This window comes from Streptomyces sp. RLA012, from assembly GCF_056270325.1.
In genome coordinates this window covers 7,335,172-7,348,444 of the sequence record NZ_JBWDPA010000002.1, presented here as the reverse complement: position 1 = coordinate 7,348,444, position 13,273 = coordinate 7,335,172, and the positions used below count along the sequence as shown (strand labels likewise).

The following is a 13,273-nucleotide window of genomic DNA, read 5'->3' as shown; positions in this document are numbered from 1 at the left end:
GTAATCGATTCCACGAGGAGGTGGAGCGGCGATGGCGAGCATCAAGGACGTTGCCGCCGAGGCAGGCGTATCCGTCGCCACGGTCTCGCGCGTCCTGAACGATCACCCGTCGGTCAGCGAAGACGCACGCACCCGCGTGCTGGCCGCCGTACAGAAGCTGGGCTACCGCCCGAATGCCGTCGCCCGCTCTCTGCGCACCGACCAGACCCGCACCCTCGGCCTGGTCATCAGCGACGTACTCAACCCGTACTTCACCGAGCTGGCCCGCTCCGTCGAGGAGGAGGCCCGCGCCCTCGGCTACAGCGTGATCATCGGCAACGCCGACGAGCGGCCCGATCTGCAGGACCACCATGTACGGACCCTGCTGGACCGCCGTATCGACGGTCTACTGGTCTCCCCCACCGACGGCGGCTCCCCCGGAATGCTGGACGCCGCGCGCGGGGGGACGCCGATGGTCTTCGTGGACCGCTGGATCCCGGGCGTGGACGTGCCCGTCGTACGGGCCGACGGGTGCGCGGCCGTACGGGATCTCGTCGCGCATCTGCACCGGCTGGGGCACCGCAGGCTCGCCATCATCGCGGGACCCGCGGCGACCACCACCGGCAGCGAACGCGTCGAGGCCTTCCGGGAAGCCATGGCCGAGTACGGGATTCCCCTCCCGGACTCCTACATAGGCCAGGGCGACTTCCAGGCCGAGAGCGGGCGGCGGGTCACCGAGGGCTTCCTCGACCTGCCCGAGCCGCCCGAGGTCGTCTTCGCCGCCGACAACCTGATGGCGCTCGGCGCGCTGGACGCGGTCCGCGCGCGCGGACTGCGGGTTCCCGAGGACATCGCGCTCGCGGCGTTCGACGACATCCCGTGGTTCGTGCACACCGATCCGCCGATCACGGCGATCGCCCAGCCGACGGGCGAACTGGGCAGAGCCGCCGTACGCGCCCTGGTCGACCGCATCGAGGGGCGGCCCCCGCAGTCCGTCGCCCTCTCCGCCCGTCTCGTCGTCCGCCGCTCGTGCGGCGAGCCGGCCCCCACCCCGCACTCCCCCGTGACGAACAGGAGTAAGCCGTGAGCAACCAGGACGAGTTGCTGCGCATCGAGGGCATACGCAAGACCTTCCCCGGCGTGGTCGCGCTCGACAGTGTCGACTTCGATCTGCGCCGCGGCGAGGTGCATGTGCTGCTCGGCGAGAACGGGGCCGGCAAGAGCACGCTGATCAAGATGCTCTCCGGCGCCTATCAGCCCGACTCCGGGCGGATCCTCGTCGACGGCGCGGAGGTGCGCGTCCATGGGGCGCAGGACTCCGAGCGCCTCGGGATCGCGACCATCTACCAGGAGTTCAACCTCGTTCCCGATCTGACGGTCGCCGAGAACATCTTCCTGGGGCGGCAGCCGCGCCGCTACGGGTTGATCGACCGCCGGACGATGGAGGCCCAGGCCGCCGAACTGCTGGAGCGGGTCGGAGTCAGCGTGTCCCCGCGCGCGCGGGTGCGTGAACTCGGTATCGCACGCCTACAGATGGTCGAGATCGCGAAGGCGCTGAGTCTGGACGCCCGTGTGTTGATCATGGACGAACCGACCGCGGTGCTCACCTCCGAAGAGGTGGAAAAACTCTTCTCCATCGTGCGCCGGCTGCGCGAGGACGGTGTGGGCGTCGTCTTCATCACGCACCACCTGGAGGAAATCGCCGCCCTGGGGGACCGTGTCACGGTCATCCGCGACGGCAGGAGCGTCGGACAGGTCCCGGCCTCCGCCGCCGAGGACGAGCTCGTACGGCTCATGGTGGGGCGGTCGATCGAGCAGCAGTATCCGCGTGAACGGACCGATGCCGGGGCCGCCCTGCTGACCGTCGAGGGGCTGACCCGTGACGGGGTCTTCCACGACGTGAGTTTCGAGGTGCGGGCCGGTGAGGTCGTCGGTATCGCGGGGCTCGTGGGAGCCGGGCGTACGGAGGTCGTCCGGGCCGTCTTCGGCGCCGACCCGTACGACAAGGGGGCCGTGAAGGTCTCCGGTTCCGAGCTGCGCCGCCATGACGTGACCGCGGCGATGGCGGCCGGCATCGGGCTCGTCCCCGAGGACCGCAAGGGCCAGGGACTCCTCCTCGACGCCTCGGTCGAGGAGAACCTCGGCCTGGTCACCATGCGGGCCGCGACCCATGGCGGGCTCGTCGACCTCAAGGGGCAGCGGGAGGCCGCCGCGCGGATCGCCGAGCAGCTCGGCGTACGGATGGCCGGGCTCGGCCAGCATGTGCGCACGCTCTCCGGTGGCAACCAGCAGAAGGTCGTCATCGGCAAGTGGCTGCTCGCCGACACCAAGGTGCTGATCCTCGACGAGCCGACCCGTGGGATCGACGTCGGCGCCAAGGTCGAGATCTACCAGCTCGTCAACGAACTGACGGCCGCCGGAGCCGCCGTCCTGATGATCTCCAGCGATCTTCCCGAGGTGCTCGGCATGAGCGACCGGGTGCTGGTGATGGCCCAGGGCCGGATCGCGGGCGAACTCTCCGCCGGCGAGGCCACCCAGGACTCCGTGATGGCCCTCGCCGTCAGCACACCGACCACCATCAACTCTGTTACCGCTGTGGAGGGCTCCCGTGGCCACTGACACGCTCAAGAGCACTACGGGCGCGAGTGGCGCCTCGGCGGTCCGCCGCCTCCTGCTCGACAACGGGGCGCTCACCGCGCTCATCGCTCTCGTCATCGCGATGTCGGCGCTGTCCGGCGACTTCCTGACGACGGACAACCTGCTCAACATCGGCGTCCAGGCGGCCGTGACCGCCATCCTCGCCTTCGGTGTGACCTTCGTGATCGTCTCGGCGGGCATCGACCTGTCGGTCGGCTCCGTCGCCGCGCTGTCCGCCACCGTCCTCGCCTGGATGGCGACGTCGGAGGGCGTCCCGGTCTGGATCGCGGTGATCCTCGCGATCGCCACCGGTATCGCGTGCGGTCTGGTCAACGGCGTACTGATCTCCTACGGGAAGCTGCCGCCGTTCATCGCGACGCTCGCCATGCTGTCGGTGGGCCGCGGTCTGTCGCTGGTGATCTCGCAGGGCTCACCGATCGCCTTCCCCGACTCGGTCTCGCACCTCGGTGACACACTCGGCGGCTGGCTGCCGGTCCCGGTCCTGGTGATGGTCGTCATGGGCCTGATCACCGCCGTGATCCTGGGCCGTACGTACATCGGCCGCTCCATGTACGCGATCGGCGGCAACGAGGAGGCGGCTCGCCTCTCCGGGCTGCGGGTGAAGAAGCAGAAGCTCGCGATCTACGCCCTGTCGGGTCTCTTCGCGGCCGCCGCGGGCATCGTGCTCGCCTCCCGACTGTCCTCCGCGCAGCCGCAGGCCGCGCAGGGCTACGAGCTGGACGCGATCGCCGCGGTCGTCATCGGCGGCGCCTCCCTCGCGGGCGGTACCGGCAAGGCGTCCGGCACGCTGATCGGCGCGCTGATCCTCGCGGTGCTCCGCAACGGTCTCAACCTCCTGTCCGTCTCCGCCTTCTGGCAGCAGGTCGTCATCGGTGTCGTGATCGCGCTGGCGGTACTGCTGGACACGGTGCGGCGCAAGGCCGGGGCCACCCCGGTGGCCGCCGGGGCCGGTTCGCCGGGCGGCAAGGGCAAGCAGGCGGCGACGTACATCCTCGCGGCCGTGGTCGCGGCGGCGGTCGTCGGTGCGATGTCCTTCCTGCACAACGACTCCTCCTCCTCGGCGTCGAAGAAGGTCGGCCTGTCCCTGTCCACCCTGAACAACCCGTTCTTCGTGCAGATCAAGTCGGGCGCCCAGCAGGAGGCGAAGAAGCTCGGCGTGGACCTGACGGTCACGGACGCCCAGAACGACGCCTCGCAGCAGGCCAACCAGCTGCAGAACTTCACCAGTTCGGGGCTCGGTTCGATCATCGTCAACCCGGTGGACTCGGACGCGGCGGGCCCGGCGGTCCGCTCCGCGAACAAGGCCGGCATCCCCGTCGTCGGCGTCGACCGGGGCGTGAACAAGGCCGACACGGCCGCGCTGGTCGCCTCCGACAACATCGCGGGCGGCAAGCTGGGCGCCAAGGCGATGGCCGAGAAGCTGGGCGGCAAGGGCAAGATCGTGATCCTGCAGGGGCTGGCGGGCACCTCCGCGAGCCGTGAGCGCGGCGCGGGCTTCGCCGAGGGTCTCAAGGCCTACCCGGGCATCGAGGTCGTCGCCCGGCAGCCCGCGGACTTCGACCGCACCAAGGGGCTCGACGTGATGACGAACCTGCTCCAGGCGCACCCCGACATCCAGGGCGTCTTCGCCGAGAACGACGAGATGGCGCTCGGCGCGGTCAAGGCGCTCGGCTCCAAGGCCGGCACGTCGGTCTCGGTGATCGGCTTCGACGGCGAACCCGATGGCCTGAAGGCGGTCAAGGACGGCACGATGTACGCGTCCGTGGCCCAGCAGCCGAAGGAGCTCGGCCGGATCGCGGTGGAGAACGCGCTGAAGGCCGCCGAGGGCAAGAAGGTCGAGAAGACGGTGATGGTGCCGGTGAAGGTGGTCACCAAGGAGAATGTGGCCGGTTTCGGCGGATGACCTGAGCGGGCCGCCCGGGCAGCGCGACGCGGACGACCTCCGCGCGTCACCGGGCGGCTCGCGCCGTTGCTTCGGCTCAGCTGTACGACTCAGTACGACTCACCTGTATTTCGACTCACCTGTATGACTCACCTGTATAGGGAGACTGTTCATGTACGACTACGACCTGCTGGTCGTGGGTTCGGCCAACGCCGACCTGGTGATCGGGGTCGAGCGGCGGCCCGCGCCCGGCGAGACGGTGCTCGGCTCCGACCTCGTCGTCCACCCGGGCGGCAAGGGCGCCAACCAGGCGGTCGCCGCCGCCCGTCTCGGGGCCCGTACGGCCCTGTTGGCCCGGGTCGGCGACGACGCGCACGGGCGGCTGCTGCTCGACTCGCAGCGGGCGGCCGGGGTCGACACCGCGGGCGTGCTCGTCGGCGGGGCGCCGACCGGGGTCGCGCTGATCACGGTGGACCCGTCCGGGGACAACAGCATCGTGGTCTCACCGGGTGCCAACGGCCGCCTCACGCCGGCGGACGTTCGATCCGCCGGAGACCTCCTGCGGTCCTCCCGGGTGGTCTCGGCGCAGTTGGAGATCCCGTTGGAGACGGTCGTGGAGGTCGTACGCGCGCTCGCTCCCGGCAGCCGTTTCGTACTGAACCCGTCGCCGCCGCGCGCGCTGCCCGCCGAGGTGCTCGCGGCCTGCGACCCGCTGATCGTGAACGAGCACGAGGCGGGGGTGATCGCCGGTACGGAGCTCGGGGACTCCCCCGAGGACTGGGCGACGGCGCTGCTCGCTCTCGGCCCGCGTTCGGTGGTCATCACGCTGGGCGCGGGCGGCGCGCTGGTCGCCACCGCGTCCGGCAGCGCCCACGTCCCGTCCGTGAAGGTGGAGGCCGTGGACACGACGGGCGCGGGGGACGCCTTCACCGCGGCGCTGGCGTGGCGACTGGGGCTCGGCGAGCCGCCGGCCGAGGCCGCCGCGTACGCCGCCCGGGTCGGGGCCGTGGCTGTCACACGCCCCGGCGCGCAGGAGTCCTTCCCGACCGCCGAGGAGGTCGCGTCCCTGTGAAGAAGGCCGGAATCCTGAACCGCCACCTCGCGGGCGCGCTGGCCGAACTGGGCCATGGGCACGGGGTCCTGGTGTGCGATGCGGGGATGCCGATACCGGTGGGCCCACGCGTCGTGGACCTGGCGTTCCGGGCCGGGGTGCCGTCCTTCGCCGAGGTGCTCGACGGGCTGCTGGCGGAACTGGTGGTCGAGGGCGCCACGGCCGCGCGCGAGGTCCGCGGGGCGAACCCGGAGGCCGCCGCGCTGCTGGCCGCCCGCTTTCCCGCGCTGGAGCTGGTGCCGCACGAGGAACTGAAGTCGCTGTCGGCGGGCGCGCGGCTGATCGTCCGCACGGGAGAGGCGCGGCCGTACGCGAATGTGCTGCTGCGGTGCGGGGTGTTCTTCTAGCGCGGGATTCCCGTGTGACGCGTTGCTCCGGGTGTGTCGTTCCGGGCGCCGGGCGGCCGGTCCACCGGCGCCCGGCCAGCAGGTCCGGCGGCAGCCGGGGAACACGGAAACCGGCCGTTGCGGGGTGCAGGAAGGTCACTAGACATCCCCGCCCGGTATGGCATGGGCATGCTGCGCAGGTCCACCATGGCCGGCACCGGCAGACGTCAGGCAGCCGACCATTCCTTCCTCGCCCACCGCCCGCACCCGGCAGCCGTCGGCGAGAAAGCCACCCCGCCAGGAGGAGAACACACATGCGCTCAACGGCAAGGGCTGTCACGGCAAAAGCGGTCACCGTACTGGCCGCGACCGCCTCGGCGGTACTCCTGACCGCCCTCCCCGGCACCGCGGCCGCCGATACCTCCAGCCGCCCGAACACCGCCCGCACCACCGGAACCGCCACCGCCGACACCGCCTCCGCGGCCTCCACCGCCGCCCAGGTCTCCTGCTACACGGGGCCGCTCTCGACCCGGGCTTTCCTGGACTACGTCATGGTCTTCGCCGCGGACGGGCCTACGTGCTTCACGGGCACCGGCACGATCGACGTCGACATCCCCCACACGGAAGACGTCCACATCGGCATCGAGCTGAGCTCACCGACGACCATCACCTACGACTACAACGGCTCCAGTCACACCGCCACCCTCAGCCCCATCGGAAGTTTCGAATTCCTGAACACGGGTGAAACCGTCTACTACCGGGACATAGGCACCCGAAGCACTGTCAATGTCACTCTGCGGTCCCTCACTCTCGGCTGAACCGGCCGAGGGACTCGGCGCCGGACATGCTTCGAGGGACCCGGTCCGTCGACCGGGTCCCTCGGCTATCCCCTCCGACATCAGAACCCCCGCGATCCCCCCGGATCCCCCTCCAGAAGTCCTGATGCCAAGTACGACCCACCGGGCGGGGGAAGGGTTGCACGGTGTTGTCAACTACCCGGCGCTAAAAGCGCCGGGCTTGCACAACGGGCATCACTGGCGGTGATGCTGCGTTTGCGTCCAGCCCTGCTCCCGGGTTTCCGGGGTGGGGCGGGGGCCGTTGACTGGGCCCCGCGTCGCCACAACTCCCACGCGCGGGCGCGGATGTTGCGGGAGCCTCCCCCACTCTCGGCTTCGCTCGAGCGGGAGGTGCCCCCATCGGTCCGCGTGATCAACGACGCCGCAGTTCCGGCACGCGAACCAGGCCTGGGAGACCCGGTTCGCCTTGTCTACGTGGCCGCACTCGGCGCAGGTGCGGGAGGTGTACGCCGGATCGACGTACACCACCGGAACCCCCGCCCGGCGGGCCTTGTATCCGACGAAGCTCCCCAGCTGGGCGAACGACCAGGAGGAGTGGGTGGCCCTCCCCCACTGCCTCAAGGGCGTGGGAGGTACCCCCAGGCTTGCGAAGCCGTACCCGCTCGCGGATCCCTGTCAGATCTTCCAGGGCGCTCCCGCGACCGGTGCTCCCCCACTGCCTAAAGGGCGTGGGAGGTACCCCCAGCCTCGGCCACCACATGCTTGGCGATCTTGTGGTTGATATCCCTCGCCCGCCGCGCCTCCTTGCGCCGCCGCTTCTTCAGACGCCGCCTGGCGGACGGAGTGTTCTTCCTCTGCAGCTTGGTACGCAGGCCGCGCTCGCGCAGGCGGGTACGGTTCAGCTCGCGTCCGGCCATGATCTCGCCGTCACTGGTGGTGGCGATGTTCACGATCCCCAGGTCGATGCCGAGAAAGTCCACCGGATCGGTGTTGAGCGGCTCTTCAGGGACCTCACAGGTGGCGTTGAGGAACCACATGCCGTCCCGCTCCAGCAGGTCCGACTCGCCCTTGCGGTACAGGGCCAGCGTGGCCAGCTGCTCCACCGAGGCGGTGAAGGCCACCTTCTTGACCCGGCCGCTGGTGGTCCAGATGGACACCGTCCGGTCCGGGATCTGCCAGGACAGCATGCGATCGTCGTAGGGCTGCGCGCCCCGGGGGCGGAAGGCGATCGACTTCTCAGCGGCCTTGCGGTAGCGGCGTGAGCCGGGCCTGCCGAGGTTCCCGGCCTTCAGGTTCGCCTTCAGCGTGGTGTACGCATCGCACACTTTCTTGATCGAATGCTGCGCGGCCTGCGCACCCAGGTTCCAGCGGGACTTGACCTCATCGTAGGTGTGCTTGCGCAGGGCGAAGTTCTTGAACTCCCCATGCTCGAAGGCGATCTCGCTCACCCAGGTGGCGGCCTCGTTACAGGCGTGAAGGGTCGCCTCAAGTGCCGCCGCCTGTTTCGGTGTCGGCTCCAGCCTGACCTGCACAACCAGCTTCACGATCACCGATCGTAGGCACCCGTACGAGACACCACCACACGTTCGGGTCCGTTCATCACATTGAGCGAACCGACCGGCCATGCGTTCGCACCACCCGGCTCCGCCGGAGAAGGCACCCGGCCGCTCCGCGGCCGAACAGACACAGTGATACCGCGGCACTCCGCGCCGCAGCCACGGGGATGCGATTCCTCCCGGGCGTAAACGCCCAGGGTTCCTCGCAAGAATTCGCTGAAGATTTTTTCGCTCGCCGGAGAGGAGCGGCGGTCAGCCCGGATCACCGGGATCGGAAGCCGGGACGAGCCGCGCGCCCCTGCTCTCCGCGACCCGTTTCACGTCCGCCAGTGACTCGGTGAGCCGACTCGCCAGGTAGCGCAGCTCTCCGGCGGTCGCACTGTGCTCCGCGAGGAGTCCGGCGGCGTGGCCGAGCAGGACGTCGGCCATCCCCAGCTGAATGCTCTCGATGTCGTCGGCGAGGCGCGAAACATACCCGGTACCGTCCCCGACGACGTAGCACGGGTTGCCCTCCGGGCCTGTCCAGGTCAGCAGACGTCCGGCCGACCGCTCATACACTCCCCCGCTCACGTGGCCGCCCCCACGCGTTGGGCCCGCTCGTGTGCCAGCAGGTAGGGGCGTACCAGTGGGCTGTCCTCCCCGCGCAACGGGCGCTCTCCCCTGCGGTAGGCGGTCGGGCCGCCGACGTACTGGCACGAGTACGGATACGCGCGTGGAGCCGGTGTACCGCGCCGCCGCTTGCCGGTCGGGAAGAGGAATCGCAGCAACGACTCGAAGAGCCGGGCGATAAAGTCGGGCACGTCAGCCTGCTTTCGTCTTGGCCGGGTTGACCACGCCCCCGGGCCGACCACATCGGCCGCGGGGGTCCGCTGCCACCTGTGGCGACTGCGTTCTGTGGTGAATCCATCACAGAGTGACGTCGGATGTGGCTACGCTTCCAGTGCCGGAAGGTTGACAACACGTAGGTCAAGTGGGGAGTTGGCAGCATGGCGAAGCCTCGTACGCCGCGGACACAGCGGGAGAAGTACGGAGAGGAACTGAGGCTGCGGCGGACAGCGGCCGACCTCACCCAGGAGGAACTGGGCAACCAGGTCATCTGCTCGCCCACCCTGATCAGCCACTTCGAGGCGGGCAGGCGCCTCCCGAAGCCAGATGACGCACAGCGGATCGACCGGGCGCTGGGGACGGACGGGTTCTTCGCCCGCTGGCTGGAGGACCTGGATTCGAAGTACACCGACCACTTCGCGGCCGTAGCCGAGTTGGAACAACAGGCCACGCTGATCCAGCAGTTCGCGCTCTCGCTGGTTCCAGGTGTGTTCCAGACCGACAGCTACGCGCGTGCCCTGTTCCGCGCGTACCGGCCGAACCACACGGGGGAGGAACTTGACGAAGACGTCGTCATCCGAACGAAGCGTTCCCGGATTCTCGACGGGCCGTTGAAGCCAGTCGTCTGGACGTTGCTCGACGAGTCCGTGCTGCGGCGCCGCGTCGGTGGCCCACAGGTCATGGTCGAACAGCTGTACAAGATCGCAGCCTTGGCCGAGGCGGGACGGCTGCGGCTGCATGTGCTGCCGTACGGCGTCGGAGCGCACGCGCTCCAGCAGAGCTACCTCACGCTCATGAGCTTCGAGGACTCCGCCCCGGTGGCCTACGTCGAGGGCTTCCTCACCGGCAACTTGATGGATGATCCGGCTCTGGTGGCAGCCAGCCAGACCGCCTACGCTCTAGCGCTGAGCGACGCATTGTCGCGACAGGAGTCACTGGCCCTCGTCAAGGCCGTAGCGGAGGAACACGCACATGGTCAGCAGTGAGCACGCCGTCTCCGACTCGTCCGCCCTCACCGGGTGGTACAAGTCCAGCTACAGCGGCGGCGATCAGGGCGACTGCCTTGAGGTCGCGCGTGGTTGCGTCGGCGTGCCCGTCCGCGACAGCAAGGCCGTCACCGGCCCGGCGGTGGTCTTCTCGGCGGGCGGCTGGTCGGCGTTCGTCGGCGCGGTCAAAGAGGGGCACATCGGCGCCCAGGCATAGCTACTCCACGAATCCCGCGCGGAGTTCGGGGTCGCGGAGAAGGCCGAGGACATCCTCCTCCCCTGCGAACAAGGCGTCGGCCGCCGGATGCTCGGACTGGTGGAACATGGCGACGAGCACATCGGCGAGGGGCCGGTTCCAGGCGACGCGGACGATCTCCCCCGCCTTGTCGCGCTGCCCGTTGTCCATGGCTATGCGCCACAGCTCGATCGAATGCCTGGCCGTGGCGTACGCGTCCCTGCGCCCCTTGACCAGGACCGGTCTGGCATTGAGGCCGAACACCTCGACGCAGGACCGGCCTCGCTCGGTCAGACCCTTGTACGTTCCGAGCGGGAGCACCAGGCGCAGGTGGTCCAGGGGGTCCTCAGCCGTCGGGTCGACGAGCAGTGGGCTGCCGTCGGCGGCGGTCGGGAAGAGGTTCCGCTTCTGGTTGCTGTTGCAGAACGAGCAGGCGAGCAGGTGGTTGAGCCAGTCGAAGGTACGGAGCGGGGTGAGGCTCTTGGGCTCGAAGTGGTCGACGTCGGTGCCCTGGCTGTCACCGCAGTACATGCAACGCTCATGGCCGGGAGCCATCTCCGCCAGGGCCGCGACGAGCGCCGGGCGGACGCGCCGGCGGGTGGTGCTGCCGGCCCAGAGGTTCTTGGCCCTGGTCCTGCGGTCCCCTTCCGTGGACTGCTGCCGGATGTCCTCGGTGTACTCCCCCAGTCGCTCCACCGTGTCCGGCGGCAGGGCGACCCGCCGAAGCCGGATCACTCCTCCTCGCCCTCCGCGATCCCGCCCTCCGCGATCTCTTCCGCGAGCCGTTGCAGATGAGCGGTCATCTCGTCGAGGCGAGCCGTCGGCGAACTGGTGAGCAGGCTCTTCAGTTCTTTGTAGCGGGCGAGTGACTCGGGAGACGTGTTCCCGTCGTAGATCCGCGCCTCCAACTCCACGAACTCGGACCGGACCTGCTCGGCCCGCTCGGAGTACGGGGTGTCGAGACCGAACAGGTCGGAGAGAACGGCGTCGTCGCCGCTGCCGTACACCACCCGCTCGTACAGGTCCTGGTCGACGACTTCGGGGGGATGCTCCTCGTTCACCCCCGGCAGGCGAATGAGTCCACCGGGATCGGCGGCCTGACAGATGTACGGGCTGTGCGTGGTGACGATGAACTGGACACGAGGGAAGTGTGCGGTCAGCCAGGGGCCTATGCGTCGCTGCCAGGAGACGTGGAGGTGGGCGTCGATCTCGTCGATGATGACGATGCCGGGTGTCAGGAGAGCCAGCGACTCGCCCCTGGCCACCCAGAGGTCGGATTCCCAGAGGTCGTAACCGAACGTGTCGTGTATCTGCTTGAGGATGTCGACGACCAGGGCTGCCACCGTACGGAATCCGTCGCTCATCTCGCGCAGGGGGAAACGGCTGCCGTCGCGCTCGACCCACAGGCCTTCGGAGTCGACGTCGATGATCCGGTATCCGTCCGGCAGCAGTCCGTCCCTCAGGAGCGCCAGGGCGAAAGCCTTCAGCCCACGGGCCCCCTGCCTGCCTTCGAGTGCGCGCAGATGCTGCTCGATCAGCCAGGCGACGCCCTCGGCCAGCGAGGCGTCCTCGTGGAAGAGGCTGGCCTGCCGGGCCACCGGCCCGGACGCCAGCATCAGCCGCTGTACCTCGCCGGAGCCCCCGGCCATCCGCCGGAACGGCCCGTACGCCGCACAGAACCAGCCCGCCGGATTGTCCGCCCAGGGGCCACGGCGGGCGATACTGATGTGCGCCTTGGTGTATACGAGCTCGTCCAGGGTGGGCTGTGCGCCTCTGCGGTGCGCGCCCCATACGAGACCCGCTTTGAACGAGCCTCGCGGCGGCTTCCCCTGGGAGAACCGGTCGTACCTCGCGTCCCGGACGATCTCGATTTCGAGCCGCCCCACCTTGGCTCCCTGTGTCACCCAGTTCTCGAACCCCGGCACCAGACTGCGGGCCACCGCGGGCCCGCTGAGCGCGAGGGCCATGGCTCGCAGCAGTGTCGTCTTTCCGGACCCGTTGCGGCCCGCCAGGACCGTCCAGCCCGCATGACTCCCGTCGGGGCGGGTCAGGGTCAGATCGACCCGACGGGGGCCGTGAAAGGACTTGATGTCCTGTACCGAGATCCGGCTGACGTACATGAGGGTTGATCCTACGGTCGAGGCGGTGGAACGACGGTGGTCCACCCCGCTGCCGCGGGCGAACCGTCAGCGAGTCAGATCCACGATCCCGACCCCAAGCCCTCCGTAGGGTTCCGGTGCCACGGTGGCGATCAGCCCGCCCGTGGGAAGCAGCTGGTTCGGTCTCGCGGCGTGCACAGCGGCCGAGACGCCGAAGTCGACGCCCACGCGGCCCAGTTCGGCAATGGTCACCGCCATAGCGTAGTCGTCGTCGACGAGATGCAGTACGTCCACCAGGACACCCACGTGGTCGACGATCCCGGCACGTTGGCGCTCTGCCTCCAGAAGACACAGGACAGGTACCCACAGACGCATGTCGTCACTGGCGGCCGCGGCGTGGATGAGGCCGGAGACCTGCTTGTCGCCTCCCCACGCCAAGAGGGTGGGAGCGTCGAGAACGTAGTGCTCGGTCTGACTCAACGGGACGACTCCACCTCGGCCGGCCCGGCCCGGTGAGCGGCGGCGGCCTCCCGCATCTTGCGCCGCATCTCGGTGGACTCCTCGTCCGACACGTAGTGCCCGAAGCGCTCGGCGAGCAGAGTGCGGGTGCGGTCGGCCCGTTCCTTGATCTGCTCGGGAGTGAGCGTCTGAGCGGCTATGTCCTGCATGAGAGCACGAAGGCTGGTCCCTCGCGCTTCGGCCACGGCGGCGAGCTGGTCACGGACTTCGGCGGGCACACGGATCATGACGTCGGACACGCGGCCAGTATACGTGGCGTATACGGGACTGTCCTCTCCGCAGGGAGAGCCACGAGGGAGA

Annotated in this window: 14 protein-coding genes and 1 pseudogene; 8 read left to right on the top strand and 7 right to left on the bottom strand. The window is 69.3% G+C overall.

Features of this window, described 5'->3' with window-relative positions:
* The first annotated feature begins 31 nt into the window (after nucleotides 1-31).
* From RV986_RS33755 to RV986_RS33730, 6 genes are all read left to right on the top strand, one after another.
* Nucleotides 32-1,066 carry a LacI family DNA-binding transcriptional regulator gene (locus tag RV986_RS33755; protein ID WP_475920991.1) on the top strand — a complete coding sequence of 345 codons (1,035 nt, stop codon included), beginning with the start codon at nucleotides 32-34 and terminating at the stop codon, nucleotides 1,064-1,066.
* Nucleotides 1,063-2,598, top strand: coding sequence for a sugar ABC transporter ATP-binding protein (locus RV986_RS33750; RefSeq protein ID WP_475920990.1), 1,536 nt, complete (start codon nucleotides 1,063-1,065; stop codon nucleotides 2,596-2,598). The genes RV986_RS33755 and RV986_RS33750 overlap by 4 nt, the downstream gene beginning before the upstream one ends.
* Nucleotides 2,588-4,540 carry an ABC transporter permease/substrate-binding protein gene (locus RV986_RS33745; RefSeq protein ID WP_475920989.1) on the top strand — a complete coding sequence of 651 codons (1,953 nt, stop codon included), beginning with the start codon at nucleotides 2,588-2,590 and terminating at the stop codon, nucleotides 4,538-4,540. Before RV986_RS33750 ends, RV986_RS33745 begins: the two co-directional genes overlap by 11 nt.
* Nucleotides 4,541-4,691: 151 nt before the next feature.
* On the top strand, nucleotides 4,692-5,591 hold the full coding sequence (locus tag RV986_RS33740; RefSeq protein ID WP_475920988.1) for a ribokinase: 900 nt from the start codon (nucleotides 4,692-4,694) through the stop codon (nucleotides 5,589-5,591).
* Nucleotides 5,588-5,977: a D-ribose pyranase gene (gene rbsD, locus RV986_RS33735; protein ID WP_475920987.1), complete on the top strand. Its 390-nt coding sequence runs from the start codon at nucleotides 5,588-5,590 to the stop codon at nucleotides 5,975-5,977. The genes RV986_RS33740 and rbsD overlap by 4 nt, the downstream gene beginning before the upstream one ends.
* A 293-nt stretch (nucleotides 5,978-6,270) precedes the next feature.
* Nucleotides 6,271-6,774 carry a hypothetical protein gene (locus RV986_RS33730; RefSeq protein WP_475920986.1) on the top strand — a complete coding sequence of 168 codons (504 nt, stop codon included), beginning with the start codon at nucleotides 6,271-6,273 and terminating at the stop codon, nucleotides 6,772-6,774.
* Between the two features lie 170 nt (nucleotides 6,775-6,944).
* Here RV986_RS33730 and RV986_RS33725 read toward each other — a convergent pair.
* The 3 genes and pseudogenes from RV986_RS33725 to RV986_RS33715 all read right to left on the bottom strand — a co-directional run bounded on the left by RV986_RS33725 (nucleotide 6,945) and on the right by RV986_RS33715 (nucleotide 9,109).
* Nucleotides 6,945-8,297, bottom strand: a pseudogene (locus tag RV986_RS33725) (RNA-guided endonuclease InsQ/TnpB family protein).
* 264 nt (nucleotides 8,298-8,561) lie between these two features.
* The gene (locus RV986_RS33720; RefSeq protein ID WP_475920985.1) at nucleotides 8,562-8,879 is read right to left on the bottom strand and encodes a hypothetical protein; all 318 of its coding nucleotides are present in this window, start codon (nucleotides 8,877-8,879) and stop codon (nucleotides 8,562-8,564) included.
* On the bottom strand, nucleotides 8,876-9,109 hold the full coding sequence (locus tag RV986_RS33715; RefSeq protein ID WP_475920984.1) for a hypothetical protein: 234 nt from the start codon (nucleotides 9,107-9,109) through the stop codon (nucleotides 8,876-8,878). The genes RV986_RS33720 and RV986_RS33715 overlap by 4 nt, the downstream gene beginning before the upstream one ends.
* A 186-nt stretch (nucleotides 9,110-9,295) precedes the next feature.
* On the opposite strand from RV986_RS33715, the gene RV986_RS33710 reads away from it, so the two are divergent.
* The gene (locus RV986_RS33710; protein ID WP_475920983.1) at nucleotides 9,296-10,120 is read left to right on the top strand and encodes a helix-turn-helix domain-containing protein; all 825 of its coding nucleotides are present in this window, start codon (nucleotides 9,296-9,298) and stop codon (nucleotides 10,118-10,120) included.
* Nucleotides 10,107-10,337: a DUF397 domain-containing protein gene (locus RV986_RS33705; RefSeq protein ID WP_475920982.1), complete on the top strand. Its 231-nt coding sequence runs from the start codon at nucleotides 10,107-10,109 to the stop codon at nucleotides 10,335-10,337. The genes RV986_RS33710 and RV986_RS33705 overlap by 14 nt, the downstream gene beginning before the upstream one ends.
* On the opposite strand, the gene RV986_RS33700 is transcribed toward RV986_RS33705, so the two are convergent.
* From RV986_RS33700 to RV986_RS33685, 4 genes are all read right to left on the bottom strand, one after another.
* A complete protein-coding gene (locus tag RV986_RS33700) occupies nucleotides 10,338-11,090 on the bottom strand; it encodes an HNH endonuclease family protein (RefSeq protein WP_475920981.1) in 753 nt (250 codons plus the stop codon).
* Nucleotides 11,087-12,475: an AAA family ATPase gene (locus tag RV986_RS33695; protein ID WP_475920980.1), complete on the bottom strand. Its 1,389-nt coding sequence runs from the start codon at nucleotides 12,473-12,475 to the stop codon at nucleotides 11,087-11,089. Before RV986_RS33695 ends, RV986_RS33700 begins: the two co-directional genes overlap by 4 nt.
* Nucleotides 12,476-12,541: 66 nt before the next feature.
* On the bottom strand, nucleotides 12,542-12,934 hold the full coding sequence (locus RV986_RS33690) for a PIN domain-containing protein (RefSeq protein ID WP_475920979.1): 393 nt from the start codon (nucleotides 12,932-12,934) through the stop codon (nucleotides 12,542-12,544).
* Entirely contained in the window at nucleotides 12,931-13,212 is a 282-nt protein-coding gene (locus RV986_RS33685) for an Arc family DNA-binding protein (protein WP_475920978.1), read from the bottom strand. The genes RV986_RS33690 and RV986_RS33685 overlap by 4 nt, the downstream gene beginning before the upstream one ends.
* Nucleotides 13,213-13,273 lie beyond the last annotated feature (61 nt).

Bases quoted from the DNA above. Each gene is read 5' to 3' on its own strand.
- RV986_RS33710 (WP_475920983.1), top strand. From the start codon at position 9,296: ATGGCGAAGCCTCGTACGCCGCGGACACAGCGGGAGAAGTACGGAGAG.
- RV986_RS33740 (WP_475920988.1), top strand. From the start codon at position 4,692: ATGTACGACTACGACCTGCTGGTCGTGGGTTCGGCCAACGCCGACCTG.
- RV986_RS33705 (WP_475920982.1), top strand. From the start codon at position 10,107: ATGGTCAGCAGTGAGCACGCCGTCTCCGACTCGTCCGCCCTCACCGGG.
- RV986_RS33755 (WP_475920991.1), top strand. From the start codon at position 32: ATGGCGAGCATCAAGGACGTTGCCGCCGAGGCAGGCGTATCCGTCGCC.
- RV986_RS33730 (WP_475920986.1), top strand. From the start codon at position 6,271: ATGCGCTCAACGGCAAGGGCTGTCACGGCAAAAGCGGTCACCGTACTG.
- RV986_RS33695 (WP_475920980.1), bottom strand. From the start codon at position 12,475: ATGTACGTCAGCCGGATCTCGGTACAGGACATCAAGTCCTTTCACGGC.